16 protein-coding genes are annotated in these 13,006 nt (G+C 69.4%); 12 read left to right on the plus strand and 4 right to left on the minus strand.

The window, feature by feature from the left end; all coding sequences use genetic code 11:
- Nucleotides 1–18: 18 nt before the first annotated feature.
- Genes truA through NC595_RS16830 form a run of 3 tightly spaced genes read left to right on the plus strand, consistent with a single transcriptional unit; the run spans nucleotide 19 to nucleotide 2,431 of the window.
- Entirely contained in the window at nucleotides 19–786 is a 768-nt protein-coding gene (truA, locus tag NC595_RS16820; protein ID WP_253568459.1) for a tRNA pseudouridine(38-40) synthase TruA, read from the plus strand.
- Nucleotides 783–1,412, plus strand: a complete 630-nt coding sequence (locus NC595_RS16825; protein WP_343214919.1) for a phosphoribosylanthranilate isomerase — start codon at nucleotides 783–785, stop codon at nucleotides 1,410–1,412. The genes truA and NC595_RS16825 overlap by 4 nt, the downstream gene beginning before the upstream one ends.
- Before the next feature lie 14 nt (nucleotides 1,413–1,426).
- The gene (locus tag NC595_RS16830) at nucleotides 1,427–2,431 is read left to right on the plus strand and encodes a cupin-like domain-containing protein (protein ID WP_253568461.1); all 1,005 of its coding nucleotides are present in this window, start codon (nucleotides 1,427–1,429) and stop codon (nucleotides 2,429–2,431) included.
- On the opposite strand, the gene NC595_RS16835 is transcribed toward NC595_RS16830, so the two are convergent.
- Entirely contained in the window at nucleotides 2,415–3,323 is a 909-nt protein-coding gene (locus NC595_RS16835; protein ID WP_253568463.1) for a LysR family transcriptional regulator, read from the minus strand. The genes NC595_RS16830 and NC595_RS16835 overlap by 17 nt on opposite strands.
- Before the next feature lie 126 nt (nucleotides 3,324–3,449).
- Between NC595_RS16835 and trpB the strand changes: the two genes are divergently transcribed.
- From trpB to accD, 3 genes are all read left to right on the plus strand, one after another.
- Entirely contained in the window at nucleotides 3,450–4,685 is a 1,236-nt protein-coding gene (gene trpB, locus NC595_RS16840; protein ID WP_253568464.1) for a tryptophan synthase subunit beta, read from the plus strand.
- Nucleotides 4,686–4,812: 127 nt separating this feature from the next.
- Nucleotides 4,813–5,613: a tryptophan synthase subunit alpha gene (trpA, locus tag NC595_RS16845; RefSeq protein WP_253568466.1), complete on the plus strand. Its 801-nt coding sequence runs from the start codon at nucleotides 4,813–4,815 to the stop codon at nucleotides 5,611–5,613.
- 45 nt (nucleotides 5,614–5,658) lie between these two features.
- Nucleotides 5,659–6,531 (plus strand): acetyl-CoA carboxylase, carboxyltransferase subunit beta, encoded by an 873-nt coding sequence (gene accD / locus NC595_RS16850; RefSeq protein WP_253568469.1) that lies wholly within the window; start codon nucleotides 5,659–5,661, stop codon nucleotides 6,529–6,531.
- Nucleotides 6,532–6,823: 292 nt separating this feature from the next.
- Here accD and NC595_RS16855 read toward each other — a convergent pair whose 3' ends face one another.
- Both NC595_RS16855 and NC595_RS16860 read right to left on the minus strand, forming a co-directional pair.
- Nucleotides 6,824–7,393: a phosphatase PAP2 family protein gene (locus NC595_RS16855; RefSeq protein WP_253568470.1), complete on the minus strand. Its 570-nt coding sequence runs from the start codon at nucleotides 7,391–7,393 to the stop codon at nucleotides 6,824–6,826.
- Nucleotides 7,362–8,522, minus strand: a complete 1,161-nt coding sequence (locus NC595_RS16860) for a glycosyltransferase family 4 protein (RefSeq protein WP_253568472.1) — start codon at nucleotides 8,520–8,522, stop codon at nucleotides 7,362–7,364. The genes NC595_RS16855 and NC595_RS16860 overlap by 32 nt, the downstream gene beginning before the upstream one ends.
- A gap of 146 nt (nucleotides 8,523–8,668) precedes the next feature.
- Here NC595_RS16860 and NC595_RS16865 point away from each other — a divergent pair, with 146 nt between their 5' ends.
- A complete protein-coding gene (locus tag NC595_RS16865) occupies nucleotides 8,669–9,004 on the plus strand; it encodes a hypothetical protein (protein WP_253568474.1) in 336 nt (111 codons plus the stop codon).
- Between the two features lie 12 nt (nucleotides 9,005–9,016).
- On the opposite strand, the gene NC595_RS16870 is transcribed toward NC595_RS16865, so the two are convergent.
- Entirely contained in the window at nucleotides 9,017–9,760 is a 744-nt protein-coding gene (locus NC595_RS16870; RefSeq protein WP_253568476.1) for a transporter, read from the minus strand.
- Nucleotides 9,761–9,825: 65 nt separating this feature from the next.
- Here NC595_RS16870 and gltX point away from each other — a divergent pair, with 65 nt between their 5' ends.
- From gltX to NC595_RS16895, 5 genes are all read left to right on the plus strand, one after another.
- Nucleotides 9,826–11,241, plus strand: coding sequence for a glutamate--tRNA ligase (gene gltX / locus NC595_RS16875; protein WP_253568478.1), 1,416 nt, complete (start codon nucleotides 9,826–9,828; stop codon nucleotides 11,239–11,241).
- A gap of 36 nt (nucleotides 11,242–11,277) precedes the next feature.
- Nucleotides 11,278–11,568 (plus strand): hypothetical protein, encoded by a 291-nt coding sequence (locus tag NC595_RS16880; RefSeq protein WP_017460427.1) that lies wholly within the window; start codon nucleotides 11,278–11,280, stop codon nucleotides 11,566–11,568.
- Nucleotides 11,569–11,637: 69 nt separating this feature from the next.
- Nucleotides 11,638–12,141, plus strand: coding sequence for a transcriptional repressor (locus tag NC595_RS16885; protein WP_253568480.1), 504 nt, complete (start codon nucleotides 11,638–11,640; stop codon nucleotides 12,139–12,141).
- 109 nt (nucleotides 12,142–12,250) lie between these two features.
- Entirely contained in the window at nucleotides 12,251–12,679 is a 429-nt protein-coding gene (locus tag NC595_RS16890; protein WP_253568482.1) for a MerC domain-containing protein, read from the plus strand.
- Nucleotides 12,680–12,768: 89 nt separating this feature from the next.
- Nucleotides 12,769–12,930 (plus strand): 30S ribosomal protein THX, encoded by a 162-nt coding sequence (locus NC595_RS16895; protein WP_017460430.1) that lies wholly within the window; start codon nucleotides 12,769–12,771, stop codon nucleotides 12,928–12,930.
- Nucleotides 12,931–13,006: the final 76 nt, after the last annotated feature.

A 13,006-nucleotide genomic window follows, 5' to 3' on the forward strand; every position in this document is an offset into this window, starting at 1 on the left:
CCGCAGTTTTCTTCCCGCATGCGCATTGCCCTGGGCATCGAGTACGACGGCACCGACTTCTCCGGCTGGCAGCGTCTGAGCCACCGCGACAGCGTGCAGGGCGCGCTGGAGAAAGCGCTGTCGTTCGTCGCCGCGCGGCCGATCGACGTGACCTGCGCCGGGCGCACCGATGCCGGCGTGCACGGGCGCTGCCAGGTGGTGCATTTCGATACCGAGGTCGAGCGCGACCCGCGCGGCTGGGTGCTCGGCGCCTGCTCCAACCTGCCGACTTCGGTGGCGGTGCTGTGGGCGCAGCCGATGCCCGATGAGTTCCACGCGCGCTTTTCCGCGCGCAGCCGCCGCTACTGCTACCGCATCCTCAATCGCCCGGTGCGGGCGGCGCTGGACGCGCGCTACGTGACCTGGGAGCGCCATCCGCTCGATGCCGCGCGCATGCACGCCGCGGCGCAGGCGCTGGTCGGCGAGCACGACTTCACCGCCTTTCGCGCGATCGCCTGCCAGGCCGCGCACGCGCGCCGCGAAGTGATCGCGGTCTCGGTGCGGCGCGAGGGCGAGCAGGTGATCGTGGAGATCGAGGCCAATGCCTTCCTGCATCACATGGTGCGCAACATCGTCGGTTCGCTGCTGCCGATCGGCCGCGGTGAGCAACCGGTGGCGTGGATGGGCGAGCTGCTGGCCGGCCAGAATCGCGAGGTGGCTGGTCCGACCGCGCCGTCCTCTGGGCTCACCTTCATCGGCCCGCGCTACGAGGCGCACTGGGGCCTGCCGCCGGAGGTGAGCCAGTGAGCCGCACCCGCATCAAGTGCTGCGGCATGACCCGCGTCGAGGACGCGCGGCTCGCCGCTGAGCTCGGCGCCGACGCGATCGGCGTGGTGGTCACCGCGCGCAGCAAGCGTCGGGTGGATGTGGCGCAGGCGCGGGCGATCGTCGCCGCGATGCCGCCGTTCGTCACCACCGTGGCGCTGCTGATGGACGACAGCGTCGAGACGGTGCGCGCGGTGATCGAGCAGGTGCAGCCGGACCTGCTGCAGTTCCACGGCGCCGAGAGCGACGCGTGGTGCGCGCAATTCGGCCGGCCGTATCTGAAGGCGGTCGCGATGGGCGAGGGCGCCGCCGCCCTGCCGCGCCTGCGTGAGTTTCCTCGCGCGGTGGGTCTCTTGCTTGATGGCCACGGTCTGGGCGAACCCGGCGGCAGCGGCAAGGCCTTTGACTGGTCGCTGATGCCCGCCGAGCTGGAGCAGCCGCTGCTCTTGGCCGGCGGGCTACACGCCGGCAACGTCGGCGACGCGATCCGCCTCGCGCGGCCGTGGGCGGTGGACGTGGCCAGCGGTATCGAGGCCTCGCCCGGGATCAAGGATCCCAAGCGCATGGCCGATTTCATCGCGGCGGTGCGCGCCGCCGATCGGGCTTGAGTGGAGCTGATCGGATGAGCCTGCTCATCGAGGAACTTCGCCCGTCCGACCCGCTGCCCGACATGGCCGCGCTGGTCGCGCGCGGTTCGCCGCTGGTGTTACGTGGACTGGCCGCGCACTGGCCGGCGGTGGCGTGGGCGCGCGAGTCCGACACCGCCTTCGCTCGCGGCTTGGCCGCGCTCGACGCCGGCGGCGAGGTCGACACTTTGGTGATGGCGCCGGAGGAAGGCGGCTGCGTCGGCTACAACGCCGGCCTCAGCGGCTTCAACTACGACCACTTCCGCGTGACCGTGACCGAGGGCCTGCGCCGCATCGCCCACGAGGCGCGGCAGGCCCGACCCCACGGGGTGGCGATCCAGAGCGCGCCGATCGCCGACTGCCTACCGGGTTTCCTGGCGGGCCATCCCCTGCCGCTGCTCGATCCGGCCATCGCGCCGCGCCTGTGGATCGGCAACCGGGTGACCACGCCGGCGCATTTCGACGAGTACCACAACATCGCCTGCGTGGCCGCGGGGCGCCGGCGCTTCACGCTTTTCCCGCCCGAGCAGGTGGCCAACCTCTACATCGGTCCGCTGGACTTCGCGCCCACCGGCGCGGCGATCAGCCTGGCCCGGCTGGACCGTCCCGACGATCCGCGCTTCCCACGCCTGCGCGCAGCGCTGGAACACGCGCAGGTGGCCGAGCTGGAGCCGGGCGATGCGATCTACATCCCGCCTCTTTGGTGGCACCACGTGGCCTCGCTCGGCCGGCTCAACGCGCTGGTGAACTACTGGTGGAAGCCGGTGCCGGCCGGTGGCGCCGCCACCGGGACAGCGCTGGGCGCGCTGCTGCACGCGGTCCTGGCGTTCCGCCGGCTCAGCCCTGCCGAACGTGCGGGCTGGAAGTCGTTGCTGGACCACTACGCCTTCAGCGATACCGATCCGGCGGGACACATCCCTGCCAGGCGGCGTGGCGCGCTGGCTGAGTTGACGCCGGAGCAGGCGGCGGCGCTGCGTGAGACGATCAAGCAGTACCTGTAAGTGCGGGGCTGGCCAGTTCGCCGGTCAGCCACTCGGCCAGCGCGGCGGCCCGCGTGGCATTCGCACGAGCGGGTGTCACGAGCACCCAGCTAGCTGCCGTGTCGACAAAGCCCCACGGCGCGATCAGCCGTCCCGCGGCGAGATCGTCGGTCACCAGCGGCTCTGGTGCGATCGCCACGCCCAGTCCGGCCAGCGCCGCTTCCAGCAGGTAGTAGAGATGGGCGAAGCCCTGGCCCATCCGCTGCGGAGTGGTGCGCAGCCCCGACGCCTCCGCCCAGTCGCGCCAGGCCTGGGGGCGCGAGGCGGTGTGCAGCAGCGTCTCGTCCAGCAGTGCGGATGCAGGCGATCCGGCCAGCCGCGCACTGCCGGCATAGCGCGGGCTCAGCACCGGGCCGATCCGTTCCTGCGCCAGCGGGGTAACCCGCCAGTCCGCGGGCCACGGCGCGGTGCCGATCAGCAACGCGGCGTCCAGGCCGCGCAGGTCGGGCGGCAGTGGCGCCTCCTGCGCGGACAGGTGCAGGGTGAGGTCTGGGAGGTCGCCAGCGAGCCGGTCCAGTCGCGGGATCACCCAGCGTGCCAGCACGCTGCCCGGACAACCCAGCACGAACGGTGCCCGCGCGGGGCGCGACAGGTCGGTCCAGGCATCGCGTAGCTGCTCGAATGCGGCACCGGCCGTGTCGCGCAATCGCTCGCCGGCCTCTGTGAGCACTAGGCCGCGTCCCTGGCGAGTGAACAGTGGGCGTCCCAGCGCCTCTTCCAACTGCCGGATCTGACGACTTACCGCACCGTGGGTCACGTGCAGGGCCTCGGCAGCCCGGCTCACGCTCTGCAGGCGGGCCGTTGCCTCGAAGGCCCGCAGGGCGTTGAGCGGAGGCAGGTTACGTTCGGTCATGTGTGATATTTACTCACATGTCGGTGAGAACTTCTCGCTTTTTCCCCCTGGCAGAGGCGCCTATGCTGGGCGTCACCCCGACAATACAGGTCGGTGGATCGCAGTTTTTCGCACAGGACACCCGCCATGGCCACGCCCGCACCGCTCGCCACCCCCGCCGTCACCGACTTCCACGCCTGGCCCGATCCGCACGGCCGCTTCGGCCAGTTCGGCGGCCAGTATGTGGCCGAGACGCTGATGGCGCCGCTGGCCGAGCTGACTGAAGCCTACGAGCGCCTGCGCAAGGATCCGGAATTCCTCGCCGAGCTGGACCGCGACCTCACCCACTACGTCGGCCGGCCCAGCCCGCTGTACCACGCCGAGCGACTGTCGGCGCACGTCGGCGGCGCCCGCATCATCCTCAAGCGCGAGGACCTGAACCACACCGGCGCGCACAAGATCAACAACACCATCGGCCAGGGCTTGGTCGCCAAGCGCATGGGCAAGCCGCGCATCATCGCCGAGACCGGCGCCGGCCAGCACGGCGTGGCCAGTGCCACGGTGGCGGCGCGGCTGGGCCTGAAGTGCGTGGTGTACATGGGCGCCACCGACATCGAGCGGCAGAAGATCAACGTCTACCGCATGAAGCTGCTCGGCGCCGAGGTGGTGCCGGTGACCTCCGGCTCGAAGACGCTGAAGGACGCACTCAACGAGGCGATGCGCGACTGGGTCACCAACGTGGCCGACACCTTCTACATCATCGGCACCGTGGCCGGCCCGCATCCGTACCCGATGATGGTGCGCGACTTCAACGCCATCGTCGGTCGCGAGGCGCGCGCGCAGATGCTCACCGAGTACGGCCGCCTGCCGGATGCGATCACCGCCTGCGTCGGCGGCGGCTCCAACGCGATCGGCCTGTTCCACGAATTCCTCAACGACCGCGACGTGCGCATCGTCGGCGCCGAGGCGGCGGGCGAGGGCATCGGCAGCGGCCTGCACGCGGCCTCGCTGGCCGCCGGCCGCCCCGGTGTGCTGCACGGTAACCGCACCTACGTACTGTGCGACGACAACGGCCAGATCGCCGAGACCCATTCGATCTCTGCCGGCCTGGACTACCCCGGCGTCGGCCCCGAGCACGCCTTCCTCAAGGACGCCGGCCGCGCCGAATACGTCGGCGTCACCGATGCCGAGGCGATGGAGGCGTTCCACCTGCTGGCGCGGATGGAGGGCATCCTGCCCGCGCTGGAGTCCAGCCATGCGGTGGCGCAGGCCATGAAGCTCGCGCGCGAGCTTCCAAGAGAGGGCTTGGTGCTGTGCAACCTCTCCGGCCGCGGCGACAAGGACGTGCACACGATCGCCGCGCGCGAAGGCGTCACTGTTTGAAGGCAGGAGTGAGTGGGGAGGAGTAAGAAGTGAGAGAAAGCCACTCCGCTCCACGTCACTCGAATCTCCCGGACTTGCCACCTCTCACTCCTCACTTCTCTTCACTCACTTTTCGCTGCTGGTTCCCATGTCCCGAATCGATCAACGCTTCGCCTCGCTCAAGGCCGCCGGCCGCACCGGCCTGATCCCGTTCATCACCGCCGGGGATCCTTCGCCCGAAGCCGTGGTTGCGTTGATGCACGCGCTGGTGGAAGCCGGCGCGGACCTGATCGAGTTGGGCGTGCCGTTCTCCGACCCGATGGCGGACGGCCCGGTGATCCAGCACGCCAGCGAGCGGGCGATCGCCAGGGGCGTGGGCCTGGGCGACGTGCTGCGCTGGGTCGGTGAGTTCCGCCAGCGCGATACGGACACGCCGGTGGTGCTGATGGGCTACCTCAACCCGGTCGAGATCCACGGCTACGAGGCGTTCGCCGCGGAGGCCGCGACCGCGGGCGTCGACGGCGTGCTGCTGGTGGATTGCCCGCTGGAAGAGTCCGCCGTGCTGGAGCCCCTGCGTGCCGCCGGCCTCAAGACCATCCGCCTGGCGGCGCCGACCACCGCACCCGCGCGTATGGCGCAGTTGTGCGAGGTGGCCGAGGGCTTCCTGTACTATGTGTCGTTTGCCGGCATCACCGGCGCCGGGCGGTTGAGCACCCGGGACATCGCGTCCCGCGTGGCCGACATCCGCTCGCGTGCCAGCGCGCCGGTGGCCGTGGGTTTCGGCGTGCGCGATGCGCAGAGCGCGAAGGAGATTGCCGCCTTCGCCGATGCGGTGGTGATCGGCAGCGCGCTGGTGGAGCGGTTGGACGGGGCAGGCACGGCGGACGAAGCCGTGGCCCGGGCAAAGGACTTCCTGGCACCGATCCGCGCCGCACTCGATGCACACTGAAACGGTTGCCTGACCGTTTCGGTCAGGAACGTTTGAGGTGTCGCAATGAACTGGTTGCAGAAAATCATGACCCCGCGCGCCCGCACCCAGGGCGCACCCGCCGCCGGCAAGGGCAAGGTGCCTGAAGGCGTGTGGGACAAGTGCGGTGGCTGCGGTGCGGTGCTCTACCGCCCGGAGCTGGAGCGCAACCTGATGGTCTGCCCCAAGTGCGGACATCACCACGCCATCCGCGCGCGCGCGCGCCTGGCCGCATTGCTCGACGAGGGCAGCACGGTCGAGCTCTGGCCGAACCTCGAGCCGACCGATCCGCTGAAGTTCCGCGACTCGAAGAAGTATCGCGATCGCGTCGTCGCTGCGCAGAAGTCCACCGGTGAGAAGGACGCGCTGGTCGCCATGAGCGGCAAGCTCAAGGAGCGCCCGCTGGTCGCGGTGGCTTTCGAGTTCGCCTACATGGGCGGCTCGATGGGCTCGGTGGTCGGCGAGAAGTTTGCCCGCGCGGCGGAAAAGGCGCTGGCCGAGCGCAGTGCGCTGGTGTGCTTCTCGGCCACCGGCGGTGCGCGCATGCAGGAGTCGCTGTTTTCGCTGATGCAGATGGCCAAGACCTCGGCCGCGCTGGCGAAGCTGCGCGACGCCGGCGTGCCGTACATCAGCGTGATGACCAACCCGACCACCGGCGGCGTGTCGGCCAGCCTGGCGATGCTCGGCGACATCAACATCGGTGAGCCGAAGGCACTGATCGGCTTCGCCGGCCCGCGCGTGATCGAGCAGACCGTGCGCGAGACGTTGCCGGAAGGCTTCCAGCGCTCGGAGTTCCTGCTCGAGCACGGCGCGATCGACATGATCGTCGATCGCCGCGAGATGCGCGACAAGCTCGCCGACGTGCTTGGCCTGCTGATGAAGGCGCCGCGCGCGGCCTGATCCGCAGATCGCAGCAGGTATCCGTCGAAGCCGTCGCACCCTCCGGTGCGGCGGCTTCTTCGTTTGCGTGTCCGGCGTTGTCCACAGCCGGTGTGGGTGTCCTGCGGAAAAGCCTGTGGACAAGCACGATTCGCATGTTTGCGATCAGACACTTGCCACGCGTCGCTCATTTTCTGTGCAGTCGCGCGCGTGTTTTCCACAGCGGCTGTGGAGGTCGCTGGGAAAAGCCTGTGGATAGGTGGCCTATCGTGCTGATCGCACAGCACTCGTGCACGTGATGCCTACGATCTGATCACATCGGCAGGGCGAAGTGGCCCAGCCACAGCGCGAGCGAACCGAGCGCGCCGCCGATGCCGATCGCCGCCAGCACGTCGCTGGGGTAGTGCAGTCCAAGGATCACCCGCGAGGCGGCGACCAGCGTGGTGAACGGCAGCAGCAGCGGCGCCAGCATCGGATACCAGGCCAGCGCCACGACGGTGAAGCCGACCGCCTGCAGCGTGTGGCCGGAGGGGAAGCTGAACTCGTCCAGCGGCGGCACGTGCGCGATCACCCCGGGGCAGGCGCGGAACGGCCGCGGGCGCCGGGTCCAGCGCTTGAGCAGGCGGTACAGCAGCAGCGCGGTAAGTCCGGTGAGCGCCATGTGCGCGGCGGCGGTGAGTCCGCGCCGCCCATCCAGCAGCGCCAGCGATGCCATCAGCGCATACCAGAACACTCCATCGCCCAGGCGGCTGATCGCACCGAAGAACACGCCCACCGCGCGGCGCGCGCCCCAGCGGTTGGCCGCCACGCACATGCGGCGGTCGATCGCGAAGCGTGGCCCGATGGCAAGCTCAGGCGTGGGCAGCGGCGGCAGGCGGGACATGGCGCTTCTCCTCGGCGAGCTGCATCAGCAGGGATTCGAAATCGCGGATCACCGCGTCCGGCGACAGTGCGGCAACGCTGGCCTGGGCGGCGCGGCCCATGTGGCGGATCAGGCTGGGGTTGCTGCCCAGGGTGATCGCCGCCTCGATGAAACGCGGCTCGTTGTCCGGCTCGATCACGTAGCCGTTGTGGCCGTCGGTCATGTGCTCGCGCGCGGCGCCTTCGCGATAGGCGACCACCGGCACGCCGGCGGCCAGCGACTCCAGGATCACGTTGCCGAAGGTCTCGCTCAGGCTCGGGAAGGCGAACAGGTCGGCACTGGCCACGTGCCGTGCCAGCGCGTCGCCGCGCTGCATGCCGGCGAAGATGAAGTCCGGGTGGGCCTCCTGCAGCGCTGTGCGCTCGGGGCCATCACCGACCCACACGTAGCGGGCTTCAGGCATCTGCTGCTGCAGCGCGCGGAAACTGCGCACGGCCAGATCGAGGTTCTTCTCCGCGGCGATGCGGCCGACGTAGAGCATCACCGGAGCATGGCCTTCGGCGCCCCACTGCAGGCGCAGCGCCGGGTCGCGGTGCTGCGGATGGAACAGCCGGGTGTCCACGGCGCGACGCAGGATGCGCGCGTTGGCCACGCCCATGTCGTTGAGTTCCCGCCGCAGCGCCTCGGTAGGCACGAGCGTAGCGCCGCCGCGGTTGTGGAAGCGCCGCAGATAGCCGCGGACCGCTTCGGTCAGGAAGCCGACCCCGTAGTGAGCAGCGTAGGTATCGAAGCGGGTGTGGAAGCCGGTGGCGACCGGCAGGTCGAGCTGCTGTGCGACGCGCATGGCCGACCACCCCAGCGGGCCTTCCGTGGCCACGTAGATGGCGTCCGGCCGCAAACGGGTCCAGCGGCGGCGCAGCATCCGTCCGGCGGGCAATCCGAAACGCAGGCCAGGATAGCGCGGCAGCGAGGCACCACGGGTCTCCACCGGCAGCGTGCCCGGTTCGTCGGCGAACGGCTGCGGTTGCCGCGGTCGGATCACCTCGACCGAATGCCCCAGCGACGCGAGTCCGGCGGCGAGGCTGTGCACGGTCAGCGCGACGCCGTTGATCTCCGGCGGATAGGTTTCGGTGACGATGCCGATACGCATGGCGTGCCTCTGTGTGGCTTGGCATAGCGTGGGCAGGGGAGGTTTCGCGGGCATGGCGCGGCTGTGACGTCCTGGTGACGCCCCGAAAGGGCTACCATCAGGTGCGCGCCCGCTTTCCCCCACCTGTGCGGCGCTGAGGAGTCCTCATGAAGCCGATGCTGCTGTGCCTGGGACTGGCCCTGCCGATGGGCTGCCTTGCCGCTGCCGTGCCGCCGCAGCAGGCGGATGTGGGGTTCGTCGCCCCCGACAAGGTGCCGCCCAGGCCACATCACCCGCTGTTCGAGGTGCGTTACGAGCTGGTCAGCGCGATACCGTCCCGGCATGAAGAGGTCTTGCCGGTGATCGACCTGGGCAGCGCGAAGGCCTCGATCCACCCGGTGTCGCTGGAGGGCCCGGGCGCGATCGCGGTGGGTGGCCGGTTCCGCAATCCCAACATGGAGCTGTGCCGCGGTTGGGGCTGCGAGGCGAAACCGCGCCGCTGAGGGCGGGCCGGCTCAGTTGCCGAAGTAGTACGACGCGCCCAGGTTGGCCTGCCAGCGCGAGGCGTTGCCCGCCAGGTGGTGGTTGAAGCCGGCATCGAGCTGCAGGCGCGGCGTGGCCATCCAGGCCAGGCCCGCGCCGGCGAGCTGGCCTGCCTGTGCATGGGTTGGATGCAGCGTCGCCACCTGCAGGTAGGCACTCAGTCGGGGCGTGATGGACACGGAGTCGCTGACTGCGATCGTGCGGCTGTCGCCACCGGCACGCGCATCGGCCACGTAAAGGCCGAGCGATTGCCGCGCGCTGGCCTGCCAGTTCACCTCCAGCGCGAGTGCGTACTGGCGGCGGTCGGCGCGGAACGCGCGGCTGCCATCGGTGAAGGTCACGTTGCCGAGCAGTCCCCAGCTCCACGCCGAGCCGCCGGCCGGCAGCGCGAACTTCAGGCCCAGGCTGCTGCTGCCACGCCCGTGCAGGTCGCCGCCGGGGGCCGCCAGCCGGTTCCACGGCGTGCTGCCGAGCTGCAGTTCCAGCGGTCCGCCCAGACCCAGGCGGAGCAGGGTGTCGGCGCTGCAAAGGCGGGTGGTCGAGGTACCGTTGCGGTCCTCACTGACATCCGGCAGGCCCTGTTCGATGGTGAACGCACCGGCATCCAGCACGACGGGCGAAAAGCCCATGCCGGGCCGGTCGTAGCCGGGATTGCGGGTCTGTGCCTGGACTGTCCCCGACCCGGCCGAAGCGGCCAGCGCGATCGCCCACGGCATCAGCCGGCACAACCGGCCGGATGGTCTAAAATGGAACGTTCCCTTTCGCATCGCGCCAGTATCCCATGACCGTCCGCACCCGCTTCGCCCCCAGTCCCACCGGCTTCCTGCACATCGGCGGTGCGCGCACCGCGCTGTACTGCTGGCTGGAGGCGCGTCGTCGCGGCGGCGAGTTCGTGCTGCGCATCGAGGACACCGACCGCGAGCGCTCCACCGACGCGGCGGTGCAGGCGATCCTCGACGCCATGCACTGGCTCGACCTGGATGCCGACCAAGCGCCGGTCTACCAGACCCAGCGGCTCGCCCGCTACAAGGAAGTCGCCGACAAGCTGCTGGCCGAGGGCAAGGCCTACTACGCCTACGAGTCGAAGGAAGAGATCGAGGCGATGCGCGAGGCCGCGATGGCGGCCGGCGACAAGCCCCGCTACAACGGCTATTACCGCGACCGCAACGAGCCCGGCTTCCATGAGGCCCGTCGCGACGATCCGAACCGGGTGATCCGTTTCAGGAATCCCACCGAGGGTTCGGTGGTGTTCGAGGACAAGGTCAAGGGCCGCATCGAGATCGCCAACAGCGAGCTGGACGACCTTGTGATCTTCCGCTCCGACGGCTGGCCGACCTACAACTTCGCCGTGGTGGTGGACGACATCGACATGGGCATCACCGAGGTGATCCGCGGCGACGACCACGTCAACAACACCCCGCGCCAGATCAACATCTACCACGCGCTCGGCGCACCGGTGCCGGAATTCGCGCACCTGCCGATGATCCTCGACCATGAGGGCAAGAAGCTCTCCAAGCGCACCAATTCGGTGAGCGTGATGGAGTACCGCAGCGGCGGTTACCTGCCGCATGCGCTGCTCAACTACCTGGTGCGTCTCGGCTGGTCGCACGGCGACCAGGAGATCTTCTCGCGCGAGGAGATGGTGAAGCTGTTCGACATCGCCGACGTCAACAAGGCCGCCTCGCGCTTCGACACCGAGAAGCTGAAGTGGCTGAACCAGCACTACCTGAAGACCGGCGATCCGCAGACCATCGCACCTGAATTCGAGTGGCACCTGCGCCAGGCGGGCCTGGATCCGGCGAAGGGTCCGGCTGCGGCCGACCTCATCGTCGCCTTGCGCGACCGCGTGCAGACGCTGAAGGAGATGGCCGAGCGCGCGGCGATCTGGTTCGGCCCTATCCCCGAATGGGACGAGAAGGCCGTCGCCAAGCACCTGAGGAACGACAGCGCGGTCGCCGTGCTGACCGAATCGAAGGCGCTGCTGGCCGACTGCGCGTGGAAGCCCGAGCCGATCCATGCGGTGATCGAGCAGGTGGCGGCGAAACTGGAACTGGGCATGGGCAAGGTGGCCCAGCCGCTGCGCGTGGCGATGACCGGCACCCAGGTGTCGCCGTCGATCGACCACACCATCTATCTGGCCGGCCGCGACGTGGCGCTGCAGCGCATCGACGACGCGATCGCGCGCGCGCAGGGCTGATCGGCCGCGCCATGCATCGTCGCCCCGGCCTCCGGCATGGATGAATTGCTGGCCAAGGCAACGCAGGGCGTGGATCTGGATGCGCCGGGCGCGTTCTGGCACGTCTTTGCCAACCTGATGGCGTTGGTGCCCTGGGCCGCGCTGACCTGGTGGAGCCTGTTCTTCGTCGCGGTCGGTGCCGCGCTGGGATGGTGGCGCGGACGCACCGGGGCGGGCGTGGTCTGGGCACTGCTGCTCGGACCGGTCGGTTGGTGGGTGGTCTGGCGCCTGCCGCCACCCTCGGCCAGCCGTCCGCCGCCCTTGCCGCCACGACGTCCGTCGCGCTGATCCGTACGAACTTTCGTTCCTGCCGTTCGTCCCCATCTGGCGGTATCGGGTGCATGCGGTGCCCGATGTATGATCCCGGTCGAGGTGAACCGATTGAGCAAGCAGGCAGCGGGCAAGTTCCACACGCACCACGAGGAGACCGCGGAGGGTTTCGTCGAGGCGGTTTCGCACGCGAGCGAGGAGCGCGGCCTGCGGCTCACGCCGCTGCGCAAGGAAGTGCTGGAGCTGGTGGCGGCGGCGGGCAAGCCGGTCAAGGCCTACGACCTGCTCGACCAGTTGCGCGAGCATCATGGCAATGCGGCACCGCCCACGGTCTACCGCGCGCTGGATTTCCTGCTCGAGCAGGGCTTTATCCACAAGCTCGAATCGGTCAACGCCTTCGTCTCCTGCCACCATCCGGCCGAGGCACACCAGGTGCCGTTCCTGATCTGCGATGTCTGCTCCAGCGCGCAGGAAGTGTGCGACGAGCGGGTCGCGGCACTGATCGAATCCCAGGCCGAGAGCTTCGGCTTCCGGCCGCAGGCGCAGACGCTGGAAGTACACGGCGTGTGCCGCAACTGCCGCAAGGACTGAACCGACCCACGCGGGCCGCCGGCTCCGGGTTGGCAAGCGGCAGTGTTATAAAGTAACATCCTGATCCAGACAGGCGGTCCTCCCCGCCGCCGTTGACTGGGGCGACCCCATGCAACCCGAGCCTTCTGACAAATCCTTCTGGTGGCACGTGGCCGATCGCATCGGCGCCACGGCCTCGTTCCTCTGCGCGATCCACTGCGCTGCGCTTCCATTCTTGCTGGCGATCCTGCCGTTGGTGGGGCTGGAGTTCCTGGCCAGCCATGCCTTCGAGCGGGGGTTCGTGATGTTCGCCAGTGCGCTTGCCCTGTTCAGCCTGGGGCGCGGCTATCGGCGCCACCGCGTGCCCCAGCCGTTGACGTTCGCGTTGCCGGGACTGACCCTGCTGTTGCTCGGCGTGACCCTGGCCGAGGGGTACTCGATCGTGGTGCACAGCGTGCTGGTGACGATCGGTGGTCTGCTGCTGGCCTTCTCGCACTTCCTTAACCTGCGTGCCGACCGCCTGAACGGGCACATCCACGGCCCCACCTGCGTGCACTGAACGGCGGCGCCGCGCCGTCTTGCGATTTGCGGGTCCACTGCTACGATGGTCGGCCGTACCAGTCATCAACGAATCATCGAGGAGTTCCCATGGGTAAGGGCGATCGCAGGACCCGCCGCGGCAAGATCAATCGTGCCAGCTACGGCAACAGCCGCGCTCATGGCGCCCAGCCGGCCGTGGCCGGCGGCAAGCCGACCGTGACCAAGCCGGCGGCGGCCAAGAAGGCGGCACCGAAGAAGAAGTCCGCCTGAGCCCACGCGCCAGGCGACGCAAGAGAAACCCCGCCGCGGCGGGGTTTTTCGTGTCCGCGGCAGGCGTGACGCGGAA

The organism is Dyella lutea (genome assembly GCF_024158035.1).
Lineage (GTDB): Bacteria > Pseudomonadota > Gammaproteobacteria > Xanthomonadales > Rhodanobacteraceae > Dyella_A > Dyella_A lutea.